The organism is Micromonospora costi (assembly GCF_003626655.1).
GTDB lineage: Bacteria > Actinomycetota > Actinomycetes > Mycobacteriales > Micromonosporaceae > Micromonospora > Micromonospora costi.
The window spans coordinates 980211-1002136 of the sequence record NZ_RBAN01000003.1 but is presented as its reverse complement, the minus strand read 5'-3'; the positions used below and the strand labels follow the sequence as shown (position 1 = coordinate 1002136).

Annotated in this window: 17 protein-coding genes; 8 read left to right on the top strand and 9 right to left on the bottom strand. The window is 74.1% G+C overall.

Features of this window, described 5'->3' with window-relative positions; all coding sequences use genetic code 11:
• Window positions 1-28: 28 nt before the first annotated feature.
• The gene (locus D7193_RS21330; protein ID WP_120781230.1) at window positions 29-535 is read right to left on the bottom strand and encodes an inorganic diphosphatase; all 507 of its coding nucleotides are present in this window, start codon (window positions 533-535) and stop codon (window positions 29-31) included.
• Window positions 536-895: 360 nt separating this feature from the next.
• Between D7193_RS21330 and dacB the strand changes: the two genes are divergently transcribed.
• From dacB to tilS, 3 genes are all read left to right on the top strand, one after another.
• The gene (dacB, locus tag D7193_RS21325) at window positions 896-2572 is read left to right on the top strand and encodes a D-alanyl-D-alanine carboxypeptidase/D-alanyl-D-alanine endopeptidase (RefSeq protein ID WP_174242688.1); all 1677 of its coding nucleotides are present in this window, start codon (window positions 896-898) and stop codon (window positions 2570-2572) included.
• 137 nt (window positions 2573-2709) lie between these two features.
• Window positions 2710-3777 carry a zinc-dependent metalloprotease gene (locus tag D7193_RS21320; RefSeq protein WP_120781228.1) on the top strand — a complete coding sequence of 356 codons (1068 nt, stop codon included), beginning with the start codon at window positions 2710-2712 and terminating at the stop codon, window positions 3775-3777.
• A 10-nt stretch (window positions 3778-3787) separates the two neighbouring features.
• Window positions 3788-4792 carry a tRNA lysidine(34) synthetase TilS gene (tilS, locus tag D7193_RS21315; RefSeq protein ID WP_120781227.1) on the top strand — a complete coding sequence of 335 codons (1005 nt, stop codon included), beginning with the start codon at window positions 3788-3790 and terminating at the stop codon, window positions 4790-4792.
• Here the strand turns inward: tilS and D7193_RS21310 are convergent.
• Window positions 4780-5742: a GlxA family transcriptional regulator gene (locus D7193_RS21310; RefSeq protein WP_120781226.1), complete on the bottom strand. Its 963-nt coding sequence runs from the start codon at window positions 5740-5742 to the stop codon at window positions 4780-4782. The genes tilS and D7193_RS21310 overlap by 13 nt on opposite strands.
• Before the next feature lie 151 nt (window positions 5743-5893).
• Between D7193_RS21310 and D7193_RS33745 the strand changes: the two genes are divergently transcribed.
• From D7193_RS33745 to folE, 4 genes are all read left to right on the top strand, one after another.
• Complete coding sequence (locus D7193_RS33745; protein ID WP_174242687.1) at window positions 5894-6031, top strand: hypothetical protein; 138 nt, start codon at window positions 5894-5896, stop codon at window positions 6029-6031.
• A 101-nt stretch (window positions 6032-6132) separates the two neighbouring features.
• Complete coding sequence (gene hpt / locus D7193_RS21305) at window positions 6133-6705, top strand: hypoxanthine phosphoribosyltransferase (RefSeq protein WP_120781225.1); 573 nt, start codon at window positions 6133-6135, stop codon at window positions 6703-6705.
• A 439-nt stretch (window positions 6706-7144) separates the two neighbouring features.
• On the top strand, window positions 7145-9160 hold the full coding sequence (gene ftsH, locus D7193_RS21300) for an ATP-dependent zinc metalloprotease FtsH (RefSeq protein WP_120781427.1): 2016 nt from the start codon (window positions 7145-7147) through the stop codon (window positions 9158-9160).
• 35 nt (window positions 9161-9195) lie between these two features.
• Window positions 9196-9861 (top strand): GTP cyclohydrolase I FolE, encoded by a 666-nt coding sequence (gene folE / locus D7193_RS21295; protein WP_120781224.1) that lies wholly within the window; start codon window positions 9196-9198, stop codon window positions 9859-9861.
• A gap of 105 nt (window positions 9862-9966) precedes the next feature.
• Here folE and D7193_RS21290 read toward each other — a convergent pair whose 3' ends face one another.
• Both D7193_RS21290 and D7193_RS21280 read right to left on the bottom strand, forming a co-directional pair.
• Window positions 9967-10716 carry a hypothetical protein gene (locus D7193_RS21290; protein ID WP_120781223.1) on the bottom strand — a complete coding sequence of 250 codons (750 nt, stop codon included), beginning with the start codon at window positions 10714-10716 and terminating at the stop codon, window positions 9967-9969.
• Window positions 10717-10822: 106 nt separating this feature from the next.
• On the bottom strand, window positions 10823-13561 hold the full coding sequence (locus D7193_RS21280) for an FtsK/SpoIIIE domain-containing protein (protein ID WP_241563232.1): 2739 nt from the start codon (window positions 13559-13561) through the stop codon (window positions 10823-10825).
• A 194-nt stretch (window positions 13562-13755) separates the two neighbouring features.
• On the opposite strand from D7193_RS21280, the gene D7193_RS21275 reads away from it, so the two are divergent.
• Complete coding sequence (locus D7193_RS21275; protein ID WP_120781222.1) at window positions 13756-14313, top strand: hypothetical protein; 558 nt, start codon at window positions 13756-13758, stop codon at window positions 14311-14313.
• Between the two features lie 2 nt (window positions 14314-14315).
• Here the strand turns inward: D7193_RS21275 and D7193_RS21270 are convergent, their stop codons facing one another.
• The 5 genes from D7193_RS21270 to D7193_RS21250 are packed head-to-tail and all read right to left on the bottom strand — an operon-like array spanning window position 14316 to window position 21925.
• Complete coding sequence (locus D7193_RS21270; protein WP_120781221.1) at window positions 14316-14918, bottom strand: hypothetical protein; 603 nt, start codon at window positions 14916-14918, stop codon at window positions 14316-14318.
• A 12-nt stretch (window positions 14919-14930) separates the two neighbouring features.
• A complete protein-coding gene (locus D7193_RS21265) occupies window positions 14931-16100 on the bottom strand; it encodes a M23 family metallopeptidase (protein ID WP_120781220.1) in 1170 nt (389 codons plus the stop codon).
• Complete coding sequence (locus D7193_RS21260; protein WP_120781219.1) at window positions 16097-16654, bottom strand: hypothetical protein; 558 nt, start codon at window positions 16652-16654, stop codon at window positions 16097-16099. The genes D7193_RS21265 and D7193_RS21260 overlap by 4 nt, the downstream gene beginning before the upstream one ends.
• On the bottom strand, window positions 16651-18597 hold the full coding sequence (locus D7193_RS21255; RefSeq protein ID WP_120781218.1) for an MraY family glycosyltransferase: 1947 nt from the start codon (window positions 18595-18597) through the stop codon (window positions 16651-16653). Before D7193_RS21255 ends, D7193_RS21260 begins: the two co-directional genes overlap by 4 nt.
• A 1-nt stretch (window position 18598) precedes the next feature.
• A complete protein-coding gene (locus D7193_RS21250; RefSeq protein ID WP_120781217.1) occupies window positions 18599-21925 on the bottom strand; it encodes an ATP-binding protein in 3327 nt (1108 codons plus the stop codon).
• Between the last annotated feature and the right edge of the window lies 1 nt (window position 21926).

Genomic DNA, 21926 nt, shown 5'->3' with positions numbered 1-21926 from the left:
CGGGCCCGTCGGAGGTGTTGGAAAGCGGTCAGTGCGCGGCTTCGCCGCGCTCCTCGGCCTCCTTGGCCCGTTGGTACGAGGCCCGGATCTCGGCCTCGGCCTCGGTCCGCCCCACCCAGGTGGCGCCCTCGACCGACTTGCCCGGCTCCAGGTCCTTGTAGACCTCGAAGAAGTGCTGGATCTCCAGCCGGTCGAACTCGCCCAGGTGGTGGATGTCGCGCAGGTGCTCCTGGCGCGGGTCCTCGTAGGGGACGCAGAGGACCTTGTCGTCGCCGCCCTTCTCGTCCGTCATCCGGAACATGCCGATGGTGCGGCACCGGATGAGGCAGCCGGGGAAGGTCGGCTCGGGCACCAGCACCAGGGCGTCCAGCGGGTCGCCGTCCTCGCCCAGGGTGCCCTCGATGAACCCGTAGTCGGCCGGGTACTGGGTCGACGTGAAGAGGGTGCGGTCCAACCGGATGCGGCCGGTCTTGTGGTCCACCTCGTACTTGTTGCGGTGACCCTTGGGGATCTCAACCGTGACGTCGAAATCCATGTGCACGCTCCCTCGTTTGCCCACGCTGGCCAACGGAACCATCGGCGCCGCCCGGACAGGTGAAACCCACCCGCCAGCCTCGGCCGCCGCATAGTGTTCGGACCGAAGTAGTGTCACCCAAGCCAATTTCCGCAGGGGGAGGAGGGGGCCGTGGGGAGGGAAGATTCACACTACCGCCCGGACGCGGGGTCTGGACGTGGTACCGGACGATCTGGTTCGGGCGGTGCGAGTGGTCGCGTACCGGTGCCCGGCGCCCAGCCTCCCCGCCCCTCCGGAGCCGGTCCCGACCCTGCTCCGCCCGCCTGGCCCGGGCCGGCCGACCCGCCGGGCCGCTTTCCCTCGCTGGGCCCCGACCGGCCGATGACACCCCCCGCCTTCCCCGGCGGGCCCGCCCCGACCTCCGGGATCCCGACCAGCCCGGCGCCCGCCGGGCCGCGGCGGGACCACCAGGCGGCCGAGCACGGGTACGCGACCGCGGGCGCCGCCGCGCCGACGGCCGGCCGGGCCCGGGTCGAACCGTCCGGCGGCGGCCCGGTCACCGGCGGCGCCGGCCCGGTGAGCGTCCCGCCCGCCACGCCACCACCGGCCACCCCGAACCCCCGCGGCCGGCGGCTGCCGGTGGTGCTCGCCGTGGTGCTGCTGCTCGTCCTGGCCGGTGCCGGCGTGGCCGTGGTGCGCCCCGGTCCGGTCGCCGGCTGGTTCGGCGCCGCCGACGACGACCCGACGGCCGCCGCGGCCGCGCCCGAGCCCAGCCCGTCGGCCGTGCTGGCCGGATCGGACCCGAACGCCCCCCTGCCCAGCCCCGACGGGGTACGCGCCGCGCTCGACCCGCTGGTCGGGGCGGCGGCCCTCGGCGACCGGGTGAACGTGTCGGTGGCGGACGTGGCCACCGGGCAGTCGCTCTTCGCCAAGGGCGCGGACGACGGGACCGTGCCCGCCTCCGTGACCAAGCTCGTGACCGGGGTCACGGTGCTCGCGGCGAAGGGGCCCGCGTACCGGATCCCGACCCGCGCCGTCGCCGGGGCGAACCCGGGCGAGGTGGTCATCGTGGGCGGGGGCGACCCGACGCTCGCGGTCGACAAGAAGGGCTTCTACCCGGACGCCGCGCGCCTCGACGACCTCGCGGCTCAGGTGAAACAGGCACTCGGGGGCACCGCGCCCACGAAGGTGATCGTCGACTCCTCGCTCTACTCCGGTCCGGTCTTCGAGCCGGGCTGGGACGCGGACATCCCCACCGGCGGCTACGGCGCGGCGATCACCGCCCTCATGACCGACGGCGCGCGGGCGGACGTGCCGCAGGCGAAGAAGGATCACCAGTCGGGCGACCACGGCGCCGAGCGGGTGTCGCAGCCCGACCTGAGCGCGGGCCGCTCGTTCGCCCGGCTGCTCGGCCTCCCGTCGAGCGCGGTCAGCAAGGGCACGGCGCCCGCGGCGGGCGCCGACGCCACGGCCGGCGCCCCCGGCAGCGAGCTGGGGAAGGTGGAGTCCCCGCCGCTGGTCCGCCTGGTCGACATCATGATCACCGACAGCGACAACGTGATCGCCGAGGCGATGGCCCGTCAGGTCGCGCTGGCGCGGAACAAGCCCGCCTCGTTCAGCGGCGCGGCCGCCGCCATGGACGAGGTGGCGGGTGAGCTGGGCCTGCCCGCCGACGAACTGTCCCTCGCCGACGGCAGCGGCCTGTCCCGGACCGACCGGATCAGCCCGTCGCTGCTCACCGACCTGATCACGCTCGCCGGGAACGGCGGTCACCCGGAGCTGGCCGCGATCTTCGGCGGGCTACCGGTCGGCGGCTGGTCGGGCACGTTGGGCGGACGCTACGAGACGGCCGGCACGAAGGCCGGCGCCGGGGTGGTCCGCGCCAAGACCGGGACGCTGACCGGGGTGCACGCCATCGCCGGCCTGGTGACCACCGCCGACGGGCGGCTGCTCACCTTCGCCGTGCTCACCGACCGGGTGCCGGCCGACGGGCTGGAGTCCGCGCGGGTGGCGCTGGACCGGATCGCCGCCACGCTGGCCGGCTGCGGCTGCCGCTGAGCCGTCCGGCGCGGCTGAGAGGGCGCCGTCGGTCGAGAGCCGGTCGCCCGCTGGGCGGCCGTCGGTTCCGCCCCCCGTCCGTCGATGCCCCGGCGCGAGCAGGGGTCGGGGTGTTCCGGCGCGGGTACGGTGGGTGCATGGCGCAGTTCGTGGACTGGGATCTGGCCGCCGCCACGGCGGGGGCGCTGGGCAAGTCGGGCCCCCGGGTGTCGTACGCCGAGGCCACCGACGTGGTCGGCGACCTGCGGCGCCTGACCGAGGAGGCAGCCGGGCACGTGGCCGACTACACCGGTCTGCGGGCGCAGGTGACCCACCCGCCGGTGCGGGTGGTCGACCGGCGGGACTGGGCCGCCACCAACATCGCCGGGCTGCGGGAGGTGATCAGCCCCCTGGTCACCCGCCTCGCCGGCGACAAGCGGCCCGGAGCGCTCACCGAGGCCATCGGCTCCCGCCTCACCGGCGTGCAGGCCGGCACCGTCCTGGCCTACCTCTCCGGCCGGGTCCTCGGCCAGTACGAGGTCTTCTCCGCCGACCCGGGGCAACTGCTGCTCGTGGCCCCGAACATCGTCGAGGTGGAGCGGAAGCTCGGCGCCGACCCGCGTGACTTCCGGCTGTGGGTCTGCCTGCACGAGGTGACCCACCGGACGCAGTTCACCGCGGTCCCGTGGATGCGGGCGTACTTCCTGGGCGAGGTGCAGGCGTTCGTGGACGCGTCCTCGGGCGGAGAGCACCTGGTGGAGCGGCTGCGCCGCGGCGTGGCCACCCTGTCCGACGCGATCCGCGACCCGGAGAGCCGCACCAGCGTGCTGGACCTCGTCCAGACGCCGGCCCAGCGTGCCGTCCTGGACCGGCTCACCGCGCTGATGACGCTGCTCGAAGGGCACGCCGAGTTCGTGATGGACGGCGTCGGGCCGCAGGTCATCCCGAGCGTCGACCGGATCCGGGCCGCGTTCAACCGGCGCCGTGAGGCCGGCAACCCGCTGGAGAAGGCGGTGCGCCGGGTGCTCGGCATCGACGTCAAGATGCGCCAGTACGCCGAGGGGCGCAAGTTCGTGCACGGCGTGGTGGAGCGGGTCGGCATGGAGGGCTTCAACAAGATCTTCGGCTCCCCGCTCACGCTGCCCCGGCTCGAGGAACTCGGCGACCCGGACGCCTGGGTGGCCCGGGTGCACGGGCCGACCGGCCCGCTGCGCTCGGCCGGCTGACCGTACGTCCGTGGCCGTCCTCGCCCCGCCGGTGGCCGCGATCCGGGTGGCGGTCCGCGACGCGTTGAGCGGCCTGCCCGGGGACGGGCCGGTGCTGGTCGCCTGCTCGGGTGGCGCCGACTCGCTCGCGCTGGCCGCCGCCACCGCGTTCGTCGCGCCGCGGCTCGGCCGGTCCGCCGGCCTCGTGACCGTGGACCACGGGCTCCAGCCCGGCTCCGCCGAGCGGGCCGCCGCGGTCGCCGACTGGGCGGGCGAGCTGGGCCTCACGCCGGTGGAGGCGGTCCGGGTCGAGGTGGCCGGGCGGCCCGGTGGCCCGGAGGCGGCCGCCCGCGACGCCCGCTACGAGGCGCTGGTGGCCGCCGCGCGGCGGCACGGGGCGTCCGCGCTGCTCACCGGACACACCCGCGACGACCAGGCGGAGACCGTGCTGCTCGCGTTGGCCCGCGGCGCCGGCCCGCGTGGCCTGGCCGGGATGCCCGCCCAGCGGGACCTGGCCGGGGTGCCGCTGCTGCGGCCGCTGCTCGCGATCACCCGGGAGGAGACCCGGGCGGCCTGCACGGCGCTCGGCCTCAAGCCGTGGGTGGACCCGCACAACAGCGACCCCGCGTACGCCCGCTCCCGCGTCCGGGCCGAGGTGCTGCCCGCCCTGGTCCGCGCGCTCGGGCCGGGGGTCCTGGACGGGCTGGCCCGTACCGCCCGGCTGGTGGCTGACGACAACGCCGCCCTCGACGACCTGGCCGACGCCGCGCTGGCCGCGGCCCGGCACCCGGACGGCGGGCTCGCCGTGCCGGAGCTGGCCGCCCTGGCGGCCGCCGTACGCGGTCGGGTCCTGCACGCCTGGGCCCGTGAGCTGGGCGCGCCGCCGAGCGCGCTGTCCCACCGGCACGTGGGTGCGCTGGACGCGCTGGTGACCGCGTGGCGCGGCCAGGGCGCCGCGTACCTGCCGGGGGGCCTGCGCGTACGCCGGCAGGCCGGCCGCCTGTTCGCCGACCCGGGCTCCGCTCAGCCGACCTGAGTCCGGTCCCGGAACGTCGTGCGGTAGCTGTGGGGGGTGGCGCCCACCCGGCGGGTGAAGTGGTGGCGCAGCGCCGCCGCGTCACCGAAGCCGGCCCGGTCGGCGACCGCCTCGACGCTGAGCCCGGTCTCCTCCAGCAGGCGTCGGGCCAGCAGGACCCGCTGGTTGGTCATCCAGTCGTGCGGCGTGGTGCCGGTCTCGGCGCGGAACCGGCGGGCGAACGTGCGCGGGGCCATCCCGGCCCGGGCGGCCAGTTCGTCCACGGTGACTGTGCGGTCCAGGTGCCCCATCAGCCACTCCAGCACCGGCTCCAGGGTGGGTGCCTCGGGCACCTTGGGGATCGGCGCCTCGATGTACTGGGACTGGCCGCCGTCGCGGTGCGGCGGCACGACCATCCGCCGGGCGAGCCGGGTCGCGGTGGCCGAGCCGTGCTCCTCGCGGACGAGGTGCAGGCAGGCGTCGATGCCGGCGGCCGTGCCGGCGCTGGTGAGCAGCCGCCCGTCGGCCACGTAGAGGTTGTTGCAGCGCACGCGCGCCAGCGGGTGCAGCCGTTGCAGCTCGTCGACGTAGCGCCAGTGGGTGGTGCACTCGCGCCCGTCGAGCAGCCCGGCCGCGCCGAGGAGGAAGGCGCCCGAGCAGACGCTGAGCAGATGGGCGCCCCGAGCGTCGGCCCGGCGCAGCGCGTCGAGCACCGGTTCGGGCGCCGTCCGGCAGGTGTCGTGCGCGGGCACCGCGACGAGGTCGGCCTCCTCCACCGGGCCGAGGTCGGCGTGCGGGACCAGGCCGAACCCGGACGAGGCGCGTACCGGGGCGCCGCCGGGGCTGCACACGTGGAAGCGGTAGCCGGGGAAGCCGTCGGCCGTGCGGTCGGTGCCGAAGACCTCGGCGATCACGCCGAGCTCGAACGGCGCCACGCCGTCGAGGGCGATGACGGCCACGGAGCGGAGCATGTGACGAGGGTAACCCACCAGGTGGCAGGAAATCGATGCTCAGTGGCATTCCTGCCACTGTCCGGGCCGGTCGAGGCGGCGCAGACTGGGGTCAAGTCCGGTGCGCACCGGCGGCGAAACCGACAGCAATCATGCGAAAGCGAGCGCCGCCATGGAGTCCCTGCTCTTCCTGCTGTTCCTCGTTCTCCTCGCTGCCGCCTCGGCGGCCGGCCTGACGGCCGACAGCCACGACTCGGCCGACTGGAAGCCGACCGAGGGTGGCCGCCGCCCGCGGTCCCGTACCTGCTGATGTGTTTGATCCGATTCTGCCGAGAAAATCCCCGGCGGGACCGCGCCAAAAGGGGCGGCCCCGCCGACGGCGGTCGGCCGGCGTACGGCAGGCTAGGAGCCATGGCAGACGGCTCCTGGTACGACGCCGACATCGACCACGTGATCATCTCCGAGGCGCAGATCCGCGAGAAGACGGCGGAGCTGGCCAAGCAGGTTTCCGCCGACTACGCGCACGTCGAGGACGGGCTGCTGCTCGTCTGCGTGCTCAAGGGCGCGGTGATGTTCATGGCCGACTTCGCCCGGGCGCTCGGCCGGAACGGTCCCCCCGCCGAACTGGAGTTCATGGCCGTCTCCTCCTACGGCCAGGGCACCACCTCCTCCGGCGTGGTCCGCATCCTCAAGGACCTCGACCGGGACATCGCCGGCCGGCACGTGGTGGTCGTCGAGGACATCGTCGACTCGGGCCTCACGCTCTCCTGGCTGCTGCGGTACCTGGAGTCCCGGTCGGCGGCGAGCGTCGAGGTGGTCGCGCTGTTCCGCAAGCCGGACGCGGTCAAGGTCCCGGTCCCGGTGAAGTACGTGGGCTTCGACATCCCGACCGAGTTCGTGGTCGGCTACGGGCTCGACTTCGGCGAGCGCTACCGCGAGCTGCCGTACGTGGGCGTCCTCAAGCCCGAGGTCTACGCCCGCTGAGCGGTTCTCGTATCGGCTTTCATCGAGCCGACGTTCAGCGGACTCTCAGTCTTTCCGACTACCTTTGACGGCGGTGGCGCGGAGGCATCTCCGCGCCCGGCCCCTCGACCGCGTGACCGGGTGATCGCAGGTGGCCGGGTCAGGACTCCCCGCCACGCCGGTCTCCGCCCGGTAGCCGTACGTGTTCGGCTCGGGCTGGCGGCCCCCGGTTCCACGGGGCGCACGGTCGATGCCCGATGTGCGCCGAGTGCGGGGCTCGCAAGCTCACTCCGTGCGCACACGGTGTACCGTCGAATGACCGCGGCGCGGCAGAATGTCGTGTCTCGGGGGTCGAGGCCGGCCCGCACGGCGGCTCCGGCCGCCGCCACAGGCGGCGACATCATCAGACGGTCAGGACGTCGATCAGGAGGATGCGGGCGCCTTGGCGCTCGACAACAGCATGGAACGTACGCGTTTCTTCCGCCGACCGGTGGTCTGGATCATCCTGGTCATCCTCGGCGCCGTTGTGCTCAGTCAGTTGTTCACCTCGGGTCCCAGTTACCACCGGGTGGACACTTCCGTTGCGCTCGACCAGTTGCACACTGCGAAGATCAATAAGGTCGTCTTCCAGGACAAGGAGCAGACGCTCCAGATCGACCTGGCACAGAAGGCCAAGTTCGACGACACGACCACGGACCGGATCCAGGCCCAGTTCCCCGCCGAGGTGGGCGACCAGGTCTGGCAGGAGGTCCTGGACGCCAAGGCGGCCAACCGGGTCACCGGCCCCGCCGACACGAAGGTGTCGTCGGACAGCATCTGGGTGAGCCTGCTGGTCAACCTGCTTCCCATCGTGCTGCTCGTGCTTCTGCTGCTGTTCTTCATGTCGCAGATGCAGGGCGGCGGCTCGCGGGTGCTCAACTTCGGCAAGTCCAAGGCGAAGATGATCACCAAGGACACGCCGAAGACCACCTTCGCGGACGTCGCGGGCGCCGAGGAGGCGGTGGAGGAGCTCCACGAGATCAAGGACTTCCTCCAGAACCCGGCCAAGTACCAGGCGCTGGGCGCGAAGATCCCGAAGGGCGTCCTGCTCTTCGGTCCTCCCGGCACCGGTAAGACGCTGCTGGCCCGCGCGGTCGCCGGCGAGGCCGGGGTGCCCTTCTACTCCATCTCCGGTTCGGACTTCGTCGAGATGTTCGTCGGCGTCGGCGCCAGCCGGGTCCGCGACCTGTTCGAGCAGGCCAAGGCGAACGCCCCGGCGATCGTCTTCGTCGACGAGATCGACGCCGTCGGCCGGCACCGTGGCGCCGGCATGGGCGGCGGCCACGACGAGCGGGAGCAGACCCTCAACCAGCTGCTCGTCGAGATGGACGGCTTCGACACCAAGGGCGGGGTCATCCTGATCGCCGCCACCAACCGGCCGGACATCCTCGACCCGGCGCTGCTGCGTCCGGGCCGCTTCGACCGGCAGATCCCCGTGGACGCGCCGGACATGGAGGGCCGCAAGGCCATCCTGCGGGTGCACGCCAAGGGCAAGCCGTTCACGCCCGACGTCGACCTCGACTCGGTGGCCCGGCGTACCCCGGGCTTCAGCGGCGCCGACCTGGCCAACGTGATCAACGAGTCGGCTCTGCTCACCGCCCGCAAGGACCAGCGGGCGATCACCAACGACTCCCTCGAGGAGTCGATCGACCGGGTGATCGCCGGTCCGCAGCGCCGGACCCGGGTGATGAGCGACCAGGAGAAGAAGATCACGGCGTACCACGAGGGTGGCCACGCGCTGGTCGCCTGGGCGCTGCCGCACGCCGCGCCGGTACACAAGGTGACGATCCTGTCCCGCGGTCGCTCGCTGGGCCACACCCTGGTGCTGCCCACGGAGGACAAGTACACCCAGACCCGGGCCGAGATGATCGACACCCTGGCGTACGCGCTGGGCGGCCGGGCCGCGGAGGAACTGGTCTTCCACGAGCCCACCACCGGTGCCGGCAACGACATCGAGAAGGCCACCCAGCTGGCCCGGGCGATGATCACCCAGTACGGCATGAGCTCCAAGCTCGGTGCGATCAAGTACGGCACCAGCGGCGACGAGCCGTTCCTCGGCCGCAACATGGGCCACGAGCGGGACTACTCGGACGCGGTGGCCGCCGAGATCGACGGCGAGATGCGGGCGCTCATCGAGCTGGCCCACGACGAGGCCTGGGAGATCCTGGTCGAGTACCGGGACGTCCTGGACAACATCGTGCTCGAGCTGATGGAGAAGGAGACCCTCTCCACGGCCGACATGGCTCGCATCTGCGCCCGGGTGGTCAAGCGGCCGCCGCTCGCGCCGTACAACGGCTTCGGCAAGCGCCAGCCCTCCACCGAGCCGCCGGTGCTCACGCCGGCGGAGAAGGAGGCGCTCAAGGCGCAGGCCCAGGCCGACGGCGCGCAGGCGGGTGTCGGTGGCACCTCCTCGAACAACTCGGACGGTACACACTGAGCAGCACGGACCCGGCGGCCAGCTCCCAGAGGGGGCTGGCCGCCTCCGCGACCGAGCCCGACGGTGACGACGGGCTGGACTACATCGCCGCCCGCCTGATCAACGGCAAGCTGACCGGCGGCCCGGTCGAGGAGACCGTCGACCTGGCCCGGATCGAGAAGGCCGTCCGCGAGATCCTGATCGCGGTCGGGGAGAACCCCGACCGCGACGGGCTCCAGCAGACGCCGGCCCGGGTGGCGCGGGCGTACGCCGAGCTCTTCGCCGGTCTCCGGGTCGACCCGGCCCAGGTGCTCAGCACCACCTTCGAGGCCAACCACCAGGAGCTGGTGCTCGTCCGCGACATCGACGTGATGAGCCTCTGCGAGCACCACCTGCTCCCGTTCCGGGGCAGCGCGCACATCGGCTACATCCCCGGCCCCGACGGGCGGATCACCGGGCTGTCCAAGCTGGCCCGGCTGGTCGAGGTCTACGCCCGCCGCCCGCAGGTCCAGGAGCGGCTCACCTCGCAGATCGCCGACCTGCTCATGGCCAAGCTCGCGCCGCGCGGCGTGATCGTCGTGCTCGAGTGCGAGCACATGTGCATGGCGATGCGCGGCATCCAGAAGTCCGGCGCACAGACGATCACCTCGGCCGTGCGCGGCACGCTCCAGAACGACGCGAAGTCGCGGGCCGAGGCGATGGCCCTCATCCTGCCCCGCTGACGCCCGCGTACCACCGGCCGGCCCGACCTGCGACTCAGGTCCGGCCGGCCGCGGCGTGTCGAGCCGCGCCTTCCCCGGTGCGGCCGGCGCGCGGTCTCTGGCTCGTCAGCCGGCCAGCATCGCGAGCAGCAGGCCCGCGGTGACCAGCACCGCGGGCACGAGGCACACCAGCGCACCGAACCGCGACGTGCGGTCCAGCCGCTCACCCGGGCGCGTCCGGAAGATCCGCCCGACGCCGAGCCAGCCGGCCACGAACGCCACCGCCGGCATCGGCAGCCCGCAGATCAGCGCCGCCACGGTGGCCGGTCCCGTGCCCGTCGCCGCGTACACCACGACCTGGATGAGCGGCACCAGCAGCGCCAGCGGCCCGTACACCAGAAGGTTCCGCGGTCGGGCGGACCAGGTCGCCGGCCGGAGCGGCCGCCGGGCCACCAGCGCCGCGTCCGCGGCCTCGACCCGCTCGCGGGCCGTCCGCAGCGCGGCCAGGACCGTCGCCGGCCCACCGGCCATCGCCCGGGAGGCCTCGGTCACCTCCGGCGGCGACGGCAACAGCGAGATCGGGGGTACGCCCCGCTCGCGCAGCCGCGACTGCTGGGCGGCGAGCCGGGTGCGTACCTCGGTCAGTTCCTCACGGGCCGCCTGGACGGACCGGGCCTGCTCACCGGCGGCGGCCGCCGCGGCCCGCCGGACGCCGTCCAGCTGCCGCGCCGCGGCCAGGTAGTCCTGCCAGGCGTCCGTGGCGGCCACGGGCGGCGACGACTCCCGCTCCCCGGCCGTACGCTGCCGGCCCGGCCCTGCCGCACCCCGGCCGTCGGCCTGCGTGGCGGTGGCCGCAGCACGCCCGTCCCGGCTCATGCCCGCCGCCTTCCGCCTCGCTCGTTCCGGCCCCACCGCGCCGCTACGGCGCCCGCTCCCCGCCGGCCCCCCGGTCCTGCGCCGACCGCGCAGCATCGGCGATCGCTCATCGTGGCGTCCCCTCCTCGGCGAACGGGACCAGCACCACACCCCGCTCGTCGGGACCGTCCCAGAGCACCACCCGAGCCGGGCGTGGCCGCCACTCCACCGGCCGGTGGAAGACGGCGGCGAGCTGTGCGCCGGGCACGTCCACGGCGGCCACGGCCGCGAGCTTGTCCACCGCGTCCTCCGGCCCCAGCAGGGCGGCGAACGGCGGCACCACCCGCCACCAGGCGAGCAGGTGCCGCCCGGCCGGCGGACCCTCCCGGAGCAGCGCCCGCAGCCGGTCGACCGGCAGGTCGTCCGCGCCGGCGCGGTCCGCGCCGAAGATCACGAGGTACGTCTGCTCGGCCCCGCACGCGGTGTCACCGTCTCCGTCGTCCCCGGCACTCTCCGGCCCCGTGCCGGGGTCCGGGCTGGTGCGGGCGTCCGGGCTGGTTCGGGTGGCGCCCGGGACGATGCTGGCGTCGTTGGCGTCCGGGCTGGTGCCGGCGTCCGGGTCGGTTCGGGCGTTCCGGGGGGCGCCCGCCGCCGTGTCGAGCAGGTCGGCGACGTCGACCATCGTGGCCGCGTACCGGTCGGCCAGCTCGGCGGTCAGCGCCTCGGCCAGCGGACGGCACTCCGGGTCGGGTGCGGCGACGACGAAGCGGGCGCTCCCCGGCGCGTGGTGCGCCGCGGTGCTCCGGACCGCCGTGGTCAGCAGCCGGACCGCCTCCGCGCCGGGTCCCAGGACCGCCAGGTTGCGGCCCGCCGCCGGCCCCAGCGGCACGGCCACCGTCGACCGGGCCACGTCGACCGCCCGGCCCAGCAGCGCCGCAGGCGCGTGGGCCTGCCCGGTGGCGGCCGCCCGGAAGCGCGGATCGTTGCGGAGCAGCGGCCGGGCGTACCCGGCGAAGACCACCGGTGGGGCGCTGCCCTCCGGCCGGGCCGACCACAGCTCGTGCCGCAGGCGCTCCACGACCTCCGGTTCGTCCTGCGGGTCCGGGTACCGGATCAGCCGCTCGTGTCCGCGTACCGCGCCCCGGGGGCCGCCCAGCCCGCCCGCGGTGTTGACGACGGCGCTGCCCACCGGCAGCCCGGCCGCCGAGTCGTTCGTGGGCTCCAGCACGGCGCCGCCGCCCGGCAGCGCCACCCGGACCGGGAACTGGCCCAGCAACGAGTCCCGGTGCCCGCCGTCCGACCGGCCGGGCAGCCCCAACGCGCCGGCGCCCGCCAGCACCAGGTGCACGCCGTACGTCCGGCCGGCCCGGGCAAGCGCGTCGAGGCGGGCCGCGGCGTCGGCGGCCAGCCGGTCCCGTTCGGCGAACAGCAGCGGCAGGTTGTCGACCACGCAGACGATGCGCGGCAGGGCCGTGTGCTGCCGCAGCTCGGCGAAGCGCTGCCCACCCGCCCGGCGGGCGGCCTCCTCGCGACGGCGTACCTCCGCGGCCAACTGCTCGAAGAGGTCCCGCACGTACTCCCGGTCGGCCGTCATCGCGGCCGCCCGCACCTGCGGGATCCACGACCGGTCCCGTTCGGTCTGGAGGAACTCCACGAAGGACTTGCCGGCACCCAGGTCCGCGAGGTAGAGGACGAGTTCCTCCGGGCCGTACCGTGCGGTGAGGCCGAGCAGCGCCGCCGTGAGGAAGGCTGCCCGGCCACCGTCGGCGCGTCCGCTCACGAGCCAGTGCGGGGTCAGTTCGGTGAAACCGAGCGGCACGGGCCGGCCGCCCGCGTCGCCCACGGTCGTGGTCAGCCCGTCGACGGAGTCGGCCGACCACAGGTCGTCGCCGGTCGGTGGGAGCAGGTCGGCCAGCGCCAACCGGGAACCCGCCTCGACCTGCGCGGCGAGCCGGCGGCAGACCGCGTCGACCAGGTCGCCCGGCGGGTCCGACTCGACGAAGACCGGCGAGTTCAGCCCGCCCGGCGTCTCCGCCCCCGGGCTCGTGAACGAGGTGCCCGGCGGGTCGCCCAGCAACGCGTACGCGTTCCGCAGGGCGATCGTGGTGGCCCGCGGCAGCGGCGGCCGGTGGGCGTACGGGCCGGGACCGGCCCAGCCCGCGACGACCAGGTGCAGCCCGGCGGACGGGCCCTGCTCGGCCAGCGCCTCGATACGGGCCAGGTCGGTCGGCCCGGTCAGCTCGGGCAGGGCCGCGATCACGAGCAGCAGCGTCCGGTCGTGCCGCCTCCGGCCGCTGGCCCCCGGCGCCACCCACTGCTCGGCCTCCGTCAGCAGCGCCCGCAGGCCCGCCACGTCCGTCGCCGGCGGCGGAAGGAGACCGGCATCGGCCAGCGCGCCGAACGGCGCCAGGGTCGTGCCGACGGCGTCCACGGCACGCACCAGCAGCGCCCCGGCCGGCGTCGCGCCGAGGGACCGCAGCAGGACGGCGCGCAGCAGCCCTGCCACCCGGGCGTCCCGGGCATCGGTGTCGATGCTCAGGTGACCCGTGCCGACCAGCGGCACCAGGGCGGGGAAGCGGGCGTCGTCCAGCGGAGCGGCCGTGCCGATCCGGACGAACGGTGGTGGGCCCTCGCCGGGCGGTGCGTCGGCCGTGAGCCTGTCGAAGGGAGCCCCGGACCATCCGGGAGCCACCAGCGCGGCCACCGTACGCAGCCGGTCCGCCAGGTCGTACTGGCGGCGCTGGTCGGCGGGGGCCGGGCGGGTCTCGTCGAGGATGTCGGCGGCGGCCGTCGCGGCGGCGGCGGCCCGGCGATGCAGAGCGGCGGCGCGGTTCGTGCGTGCCTTCGGTCCGGCCACCGCGTCCACCCCCTCTGTCCGAGGTTGGCAACCTCCCCGAGCAGAGACGGTATCCCAGGTCGCCCCGCTAACCCCGGAGGTACGGCGCTGGTGCCCTGGTGTCGTCGGCGATCTCACCGGAGGGAGAGCGGCCGGTCACGATCCGCGGCAACTGGGGCATTGGGTACGGGGGCGATGACGGATAGCCTCAGGAGGTGGAATCAGTGCAGCCCCCCGCCGGTTCCCAGGTCTCCCGCGTACCGGCGCAGCGGCCCCCCTCCGAGCAGCTGCCACCGCCTTCGGCGGCCCCCGCGCCGGAGCGGCCGCGCCAACGGTTGCGCACCGTCCTCACTGTCGTCGCGGGAGTGCTCGCGCTGCTCTGCCTCGGCGGCGCCATCACCGGCTACGTCCTGTACGACCGCGCCACCACCCCCGACCGCAGCGCCCCCGACGTGGTGGTGGCCAGCTACATCCAGACCTTCCTCAATGAACGCAACGACACGAAGGCAAAGCAGTTCACCTGCGACGGCGGAGCTCAGCTGGGGCAGCTCGGAGCGTTGCGTGACGACCTGGTTGCACGCGAGCAGCGGTTCGGAGTGTCCATCTCGGTGAGCTGGGGGGGCCTTGAGGTGCAGAGGAACGGCGACCGTGCCGACGTCGACGTCGAGCTGATCATCTCGGCCATGGTCGACGGCATCACCCAGAGCGATCGCCAGTCGTGGAGGTTCAGCACCCGGCTGAGCGACAACTGGCGCGTCTGTGAAGGGGCCCGATCGAGCTGACGCTACTCGACCCACAGCAGGTGCACCGGTACCTCCAGAGTGGTCGGTGCCTGCCCCCGCCAGGCCCAGCGATACCACTCGACCTCGGGCGTGACACGGACGCAGATGTCCCCGTCGGCGCCGGAGTAGGTCTCGGTGACCGCGCGCAGGTCGCGGTGCTCGGTCGAGTCGGCGACGTGCACCACCCGCCGTCCGGTGACCGCGTCCGCGTCGATGACGGGCGTGGGCTCGCGGTGGCTCGGGCCGTCCAGTGAGACGAGCCGGATGCCCGGCTCGCGAGGTGCCGTTGCGGCGGCGGACCTCGTGCCGATCGTCTCGACCCAGACCCGTTCCACGGGGATCAGCGGCGCGAAGACCTCCACCTGGTCGGTCTCGGCGCGGTACCACTCGTGCTCGGGAATGATCGGCACGTAGGTGCGGCTGCCCTGCACCACCCGCTCGTCGGCGCGCAGGTCACCACGCCACCCGAGGCCGGGCAGGCCGACGAGGACCCGTCGTCCGCGCAGCTCGACGCGCCCGGAGGCCGGCACGACCTCGATGGGGCGCGGCGGCAGCGGCGCCCAGTCCGGCCGGCCGGCGAACGGGTCGGGAAGGGGCCCGGTCATCGTGGCGGACGCCTACTCTTCCGGTCCGAGCGGGGCCCCGCGCTGTGCCATGAACGGCACCGGATCGATGGCCCCCCGGCTGCTCCGGTCGGCGTCCCCGTGGACCTCGAAGTGCAGGTGGGGACCGCTGGAGTTGCCGCTGCTGCCGACCTCGCCGATGACTTCGCCGGCCGCGACCCGCTGCCCCGGGGTCACCCGGGGCTGACGCACCATGTGGCAGTAGCGGGTGATGACACGACCCGCGTGCAGGATGTCCACGAACCAGCCGCAGCCCCCCTTGCCCGGGTAGCCGTCGACGTCGCAGCTGTGGTTTCCGCTGCTGTCCGGGTCGCAACGGGCCACCAGCACACGTCCGGTGGCGGCGGCACGGATCGGGGTGCCCTTCTCCGCCGCGATGTCCACGCCGTTGTGCCGGGGGCGGCTCGCGGTGCGGAAGCCGGAACCGACGCCCCCGGGAATGGGCGCCGTGTAGCCGGAGGCGGCTATCTTCCCGTCGGCCGCGGCGTCGCAGACCGACCTCCGCCCGATCTGCACCGTCCGGGCCGCGCCACCCGCCAGCGCGTCCACAATCTGCCCGGCGACGTCCTCGTGCTTGGCGTACGCGTCCGGGAACGCGCTCACCTGCACCTTCTGCGCGGCGAGGGTGAGCGGCATGTCCTGCCAGCCGGGCACGGCGAGCAGCTTCTCGTAGAACTTCCTGGCCGCGTAGGCCGGGTCCATCCGCTGGGTGACGCTCCCCCAGGAGGCGCGTTGCTGGAACAGACCCAAGGAGTCGTGGTCGGCGCCCACCCCTTCGTTCGGCAGGTTCTGGGACTGCCGCACGGTGCTGTTCGCGAGGTTCCGCAGGCCGGACTCCTGTATCGCCGTGGCGATGGCGATCACCCACCCGCGCGGCGGGACCTTCATGTCCTGGCCCACCTTGATGATCACCGCGGCGTTGCGCAGCTGACGCTCGCCGTACCAGGAGAGCCGGGGCATGTCGCCCTGCACGTCGACCGTGTGGTCCTCCTCGCAGGTGAGGCTCATCGGCGTCATCACCTCCGCGGACTCCCCGCCGAGTTCGGTGAGGAAGAACGCCGCCGTGCCGCCGCTGCAGCACAGGAGCGCCAGCACGGCGGCCGTGGCGCCCGCTACCGCCCCGCGCCGGATCCGTCGCCGTCGCGGCCGGCCCTCGTCGTTCATTGCTGCTCCCAATCCACCGCGTCGACCAGCCACCGCCCGTCCGGCGCCACCAGTTCCAGCCGGAGCCGACCGCTGTCGAGCGGGACGACCACCTCGACGAAGGTCTCCGCCCGCGGCCGGAGGGTGGGCGGCTCCACCATCCGGCGGGCCGGCACCTCTGCCGGATCGGCGCCGGCCAGCTTCTCGGTCAACTCGGGAGTGGAGAGGGGGCGCAGGCCGGCGTGCCACTGCTCGGCGGTCACACCCGGCCCGCCCAGCCACGCGGTTACGAACCGTTCGGCCGTCTTCTCGGGTGTGAGGGCACCGGGCCGGGTGACGGGCGAGGGAGCGGGAGGCGCCGAGATCACCCCATCGTCGCCCGTGGTGGGGGCGACCGTGGTGATCGGCTCGGTCGGCCGGTGACTGAGCCCGAACGTCGGATCAACGGGCCCGGCGACCAGCCGGGCCGCGCCGACGATCCCGAAGACCACCACCGCGAGCGCGAGCGCGATACCGAGCCGCGACCGCAGCACCCGGGTGACCAGGAACTCCAGCGCCCTCCGCAACGGACTCACCGCGCCTCGGAGCGGATCCGCGGAGTGGGCCGGTCGGGGGCGCTCTCCACCGAACCGGGCCGGTAGACGACGTAGGACGGGCGCTCCGCCGGCACGTCCGGTTCGGTCCACGTGGCGGGCTGCCCACCCCGTCGTGGCCGGGGTGCCGCCGGACGGGCGGCGGGGCTCTCCTCGACCGCCGGTGCACCCTCCGACCGCTCGCGGCCGCCCGACCGCGGGCCGTCGGCGTCGCGTGGTGCGGCATGCACCGGATCCTCGTGCCGCGCCTCCGGCCGGAGCCGGGTCTGCTCCGCGGTGACGGCCTTGCGGCGCCCCATGGTGGGCTCGTTCGTCCCGCCCGGCTCGGCGACGTCCAGCCGGGCGGCCGCGCGCATGTCCCGGAAGAACCGCCGGTGCCAGGAACCGGCCGAGCTGACCGCCTCGCTGCTGTCCTTGCCGCCGAGCTGGGTGATCCGGCGGTAGGGGCGCAGCAGCAGCCAGCCGACCACCCCGCAGAGCCAGACCAGCACCACCTGGAGCCAACCGGGAAGGGATGGCGTGCTCATGATCAGATCGACGGCGAACAGGTACACGGCCGCGCCCGTGCCGAAGATGGCGATGTTGAAGATGGCGGCCACCACGGCGTTGGCGAGCCGGCGCAGGCCCGCGCTCGCCGGCCTGAGGAGGCCGACGGTGCCGAGGATCGGCGCGGCGATCACGGCCCACCGGAAGATCAGGAAGCCGAGCAGCACCAGCAGCGACGCGGTGAGGTCGAACATCGCGAAGAGCAGCGACGCGAGGACGGCGATGAAACCCGCGCCCACCCGGTCCATGTCCCGGACGCCCTGGAGGTACTCGTACGCCTCCGGATCCTCCTGCTCGATCTGCGCGGCGACGGTCATCCACTGCTGCTGCTTGGCCTTGACGACCACGTCGCGAGTCGCGGGATTCTTCCGGATCGACTCCGCCTCGTCCCAGTTCAGCGACTTCGCGTCGTAGAGCGCGGCGCCGTACTTCTTCGCCGTCTCGCTGTCCGCCGAGCCCAGCACGCCCCGCAGCCAGTTCCGGTAGAGCATGGTCTCCGTAGCGGTGTCGCTGGCCCGGACCGCGGGCGGCCGCTTGTCGACACAGGCGTCCGGGTTCGGCAGTGCGCACCGGTCGGGCGGCGTGGTCTTGGATGCCGGGCCCACCGCGTCGTGGACCACGCCGAGGGTGGTGACGAGAGTCCCGTCAGCGACGTTGGCCGACTTGACCGGCCAGGCGGCCAGGGCGGTCACGGCCACCATCACGAACAGGGCCCAGCCGGCGGTGGTCATGGCGTTGCTCATGTCCGACTGGCGGGAACGCCAGAGCAGGTAGAGGCCCACGACGCAGAGCGTCATGATCCCGAAGACGCTGAAGACCTTCTGGTAGATGGCCTTCGTCGCCTGTTCCACCAGCGGGTCCGCCCAGCTCCACATCGACTGCGGGTCCCACGCCTTCTCCCGGAGGGCGTTCGAGGCCCCGACGATCGCCGTCGCGATCATGAATTCGCCGTTGGCGACCGTGTTGCTGAACTTGTAGTCCGGATGCAGCACTGTCGACGCGCAGCCGCCCTCGACCCGGTAGGTCGTGTAGCTGTAGCCGGCGTACCCGTAGTCGCTGTAGAAGCCCTTCGGGCCGGGCTGCTTCGAGGACTCCGGTCGTGAGGCGAACCAGCCCGCCAGCCCCGAGTCCGGCGCGGACGGGGTCGGCGGCTTCCAGCAGTTGGCCTCCGACTCGGCGACCTGCTGCAGCCGCTTCACGCAGTCACGGAAGTCCGCCTGCCACTCCGGTGTGGTGCAGAGGTCGGCGGCGGCCCGGGCCGTGGCGGCCGGAGCGGCGGACGCCGGGGTCGCCCCGAGCAGGGGCCAGGAGACGGTGGCCCCGGCCAGGACGCCGAGGGCGAGCAGGAGCGCCGTGATCCGTGCCCGGGCCCTCGCCATGTCACGCCTCCAGATCCGGCAGGGGAACGCTCGGCAGCACCCCGGTGGCCGCGGCGACCGCGGCGGGCGTGGTGTCGAGGTGGTCGAGCAGCCCGTCGACGTACGAGACGTCCACGCGGACCTTCTGGACCCGCCCGTCGACGTCCCGCATCACGAACTCACGGAAGCCGAGGCGGGAGGCCGATGTGGCGTCGGCTGTGGAGAGGGAGGCGAGGGTGGCCTCGTAGCCGTCGTTGACCGGCACCCGCAGCAGCCGTAGCGCCTCGGAGGCGATCTCGCTGTCCTCCGCGATGCGGCCCACGAAGACGGTCGAGACCAGGTTCTGCACGTCGAGGCCGAGGATGTCGCGCGGGTTCTGCGACGCGACGAGCGCCGCGAGGTTCCACTTGCGGGAGTCGCGGGCGAGGCGGACCAGGAACGAGCGGCCTGAGCGCCAGCCCTCCATGAAGTGGGCCTCGTCGAGGCCGACGAGCTTGCGGGACGACATCGACCCGCCGTAGCAGCGCCGGACCGCCAGCCGGTGCGCGGTGTGCAGCATCGGCAGGGCGAGCGCCTCCTCGGCGGACCAGTACTCGCGCTCGATCTTCAGGTCGGGAAGCCGCAGGCCGGCCATGGTGATCACGGTGAGCGCCGCGTCGGGGCCGAGCATCCCCTCCGGCGGACGACCGAAGAAGAGCATGGCCAGCGGCATCTCGGCGGTGTCGAGGAGCAGGTTCGCGAGTTCCTTGCCGGCGTCGTCGTCGAGCTGGCTCAGCGTCGTGACCACGTCGTCCAGGGTGGACGTCTCCTCGGCCGGCACCTGGCGTACGGCGTGCCGGAACAGGGTGGCGGTGGACGCCTCGCGGGCCACCTGCGGGGGCACCAGCATCATGCAGATGTCCTGCACGAGCATGCGCCGTTCGGCGCGGGCGTTGGAGACGGCGATCTCGAACTCCCGGTCGCCGGCCGCGCCGGTGCTGAACTCGGTGCGCCTCGGTGTGGGGATCAGCGCGTACGGGGCGAGGGTGCCGTGCTCGGAGCCGGTGAGGTTGAGCACCCGGGAGTACGGGCGCAGTTCCGGCATCGCGCAGAGGCGGGCCAGCGGGCCGGACGGGTCGAGGAGCGTCACCTGGACGCCCCGCCGGGCGGCCAGGTAGCCCAGTGCGCCGAGCAGGGTGGACTTGCCACCGCCCGGCTCGGCCACGAAGACGCCGAGGCCGGAGCGCTCGCGGACCTCCATGGGGTAGTGGAGGTCGAGGAAGACCGGCCGGCGGCAGGTGCCCGCGGTGCGCCCGATCAGGTCGCCGCGCCGGTCGCCGACGGTGGACGCGGCCTGCGGCAGCGCGGCGGCGAGCAGGGACACCGGCATCCGTCGCACGTAGCCGGTGTTGGCGATCGGCTCGCCCGGGATGAACTCCCGGGCCAGCCAGTCCTGGTTCTTCGGGTGCTGGAGCGAGATGCGCAGCTCACGGGAGTAGAGCTGGATCAGCCGGCGGGCCCGCTCCAGGCACTCCTCGCGCGTCCGGCCGCCCACCGCGAGGCGGTGCCAGCCGTGCGCGCGCGCCGAGTCGACCGGCAGGCCGGTGGTCATCTCGTCGCCGATCACGAGCGCGCGCTTGGCGAGCCGTTCCAGCTCTGGCGGGGCGTCGATGCCGTGCTCGGCGTAGTCGAGCTGCTGGGAACGGATCATGCGGAGGCGGTGTTCGAGGTTGCGGAACGAGTCGCCCGAACCGAGGATGTCGACCCGGGTGGAGATCTCCATGGGCCAGGGCAGCCGCTCGTGGAAGTGCAGCCACGGCTCGTGCCGCTCGGGGATCTCCAGCGGCTCCATCCGGCCCACGGCCAGTACGGCGACGTGCCGCTCCTCGCCGGTCATCCGGTTGACCAGCTTGACCGTCGAGCCGTACGGCGTCCGGTAGCGCTCGATCTGCTCGGTGAGCGCGAGCAGGTCGCCGCGTTCCCAGCGGCCGTCGGTCACCGGCGACAGCGTGCCCGGCGGCGACATGCAGAGCGCCACCGAGCGGTAGAGCAGCCACTCCAGTTCCTGCGCGCTGACCCGCCGGCCCCGCATGCCGAACGCGCCGAGCACCTCGTCGAACTGCTCGACCGTCCGGCCCAGCCGGCGCCGCTCGCCCTCGGCCGTGCCGCGGCCGAACGCGCGCAGCAACCGCTCGCTGAGGGAGTCGCCGAGCGAGCGGCGCGCGAAGGTGACACCGAGGTAGGTCTGCCCCTCGGCGTGGTTGACGGACATGAGGTGGCGCTGCGCCGCGACCAGGTGGTCGGCCCAACTCGGCGTGCCGGGCACGTCGGGCAGCGGGGCGACCGTGTGCGCGTCGATGGTGCGGGCCCACTCGTCGGCCGGGAACGGCCGCGTGGTGCGGCGCAGGTGCAGGCGGAAGCCGGCGAGCCCGGCGTACTGCTCGGCGATCGCGGAGAGCAGCGCCTCCCGTTCGGCGTCCGGCCGGAACGCCCACCGGACCTCCGGCAGCCAGTACCAGGCCGTGACGGTGTTCGGGGTGAAGGTCAGGTGACCGGCGATCTCGGTGATCGCCAGCTCGACGGCCGGGTCCCGGTCGCCGAACTTGATCTTCGGAGCCTTGACGCGCGTGGGCCTGACCGGCTTGTCCGGCCTGCTCCGCCGCTCCGGCGCGCGCTGTCGGGGCGGGGCCACCTCGCGGCTCGTCGACCGCCGCGTCATGCGCTCCGGTCGGGCTTCCAGCGACGCCCGGGGGTCGGGCTCGCGCGGCGCCGCCGGCGGCGCCGGCACGGGCGCGGCACGTTCCGCCGCCGGCTCCGGGTCGGCCGGGGGGCGGAGCGCGGGCAACCGGTCACCGGCCTGGTGCGGGACCCGGGACCGCGCCGGCTCGGGCGCGTCGCCGCCCGGCTGGGCCGCGGGCTCCCGCGCCGGCCGTTCGACGGTGGACGGCTCGGCGGCGGGAAGCCGCGGCGCGGCAGGGGCGACCGGGCCGGCGGGCGGCGGGTCGATCGCGGCGGGCTGCTGCGGGATCGGCGAGTGCTCCCGGACGGCGCCGCGCGGCGGCGCGAGCGGGCGGGCCGAACCGGGGCGCGGCGCGCCGAAGAGATCGAGGAACGGCGAGTCGATGTCCTGGCTCTCCCCGGTGGGCGGAGCCGGTCGCGCGGCCGGCTCGGCCGGCGAGGGCCGGCGCGGCACCGGTCGCGGCGCCTGGAAGACACCCACACCACCGTGCCCCGGCGACGTGGCCAGTGCCGGGTCGAGCGCCGTCTCGTCGGACTCCTCGACGTTTGGGTAGTCGAACGAACGCGCACGGTGACCACCCGGTGCGGCCGGACGGCCGGCCGGGGAACCCGGCGTGGAAGAGCGACTCATC

What these genes read in the sequence shown, in the direction of transcription:
- D7193_RS33745 (WP_174242687.1), top strand. Translation starts at nt 5,894, where the DNA reads ATGGAGTCCCTGCTCTTCCTGCTGTTCCTCGTTCTCCTCGCTGCCGCC.
- D7193_RS21255 (WP_120781218.1), bottom strand. Translation starts at nt 18,597, where the DNA reads ATGGCGAGGGCCCGGGCACGGATCACGGCGCTCCTGCTCGCCCTCGGC.
- ftsH (WP_120781427.1), top strand. Translation starts at nt 7,145, where the DNA reads ATGGAACGTACGCGTTTCTTCCGCCGACCGGTGGTCTGGATCATCCTG.
- D7193_RS21265 (WP_120781220.1), bottom strand. Translation starts at nt 16,100, where the DNA reads ATGAACGACGAGGGCCGGCCGCGACGGCGACGGATCCGGCGCGGGGCG.
- hpt (WP_120781225.1), top strand. Translation starts at nt 6,133, where the DNA reads ATGGCAGACGGCTCCTGGTACGACGCCGACATCGACCACGTGATCATC.
- D7193_RS21320 (WP_120781228.1), top strand. Translation starts at nt 2,710, where the DNA reads ATGGCGCAGTTCGTGGACTGGGATCTGGCCGCCGCCACGGCGGGGGCG.
- D7193_RS21250 (WP_120781217.1), bottom strand. Translation starts at nt 21,925, where the DNA reads ATGAGTCGCTCTTCCACGCCGGGTTCCCCGGCCGGCCGTCCGGCCGCA.
- D7193_RS21270 (WP_120781221.1), bottom strand. Translation starts at nt 14,918, where the DNA reads ATGACCGGGCCCCTTCCCGACCCGTTCGCCGGCCGGCCGGACTGGGCG.
- D7193_RS21290 (WP_120781223.1), bottom strand. Translation starts at nt 10,716, where the DNA reads ATGAGCCGGGACGGGCGTGCTGCGGCCACCGCCACGCAGGCCGACGGC.
- D7193_RS21310 (WP_120781226.1), bottom strand. Translation starts at nt 5,742, where the DNA reads ATGCTCCGCTCCGTGGCCGTCATCGCCCTCGACGGCGTGGCGCCGTTC.
- D7193_RS21330 (WP_120781230.1), bottom strand. Translation starts at nt 535, where the DNA reads ATGGATTTCGACGTCACGGTTGAGATCCCCAAGGGTCACCGCAACAAG.
- dacB (WP_174242688.1), top strand. Translation starts at nt 896, where the DNA reads ATGACACCCCCCGCCTTCCCCGGCGGGCCCGCCCCGACCTCCGGGATC.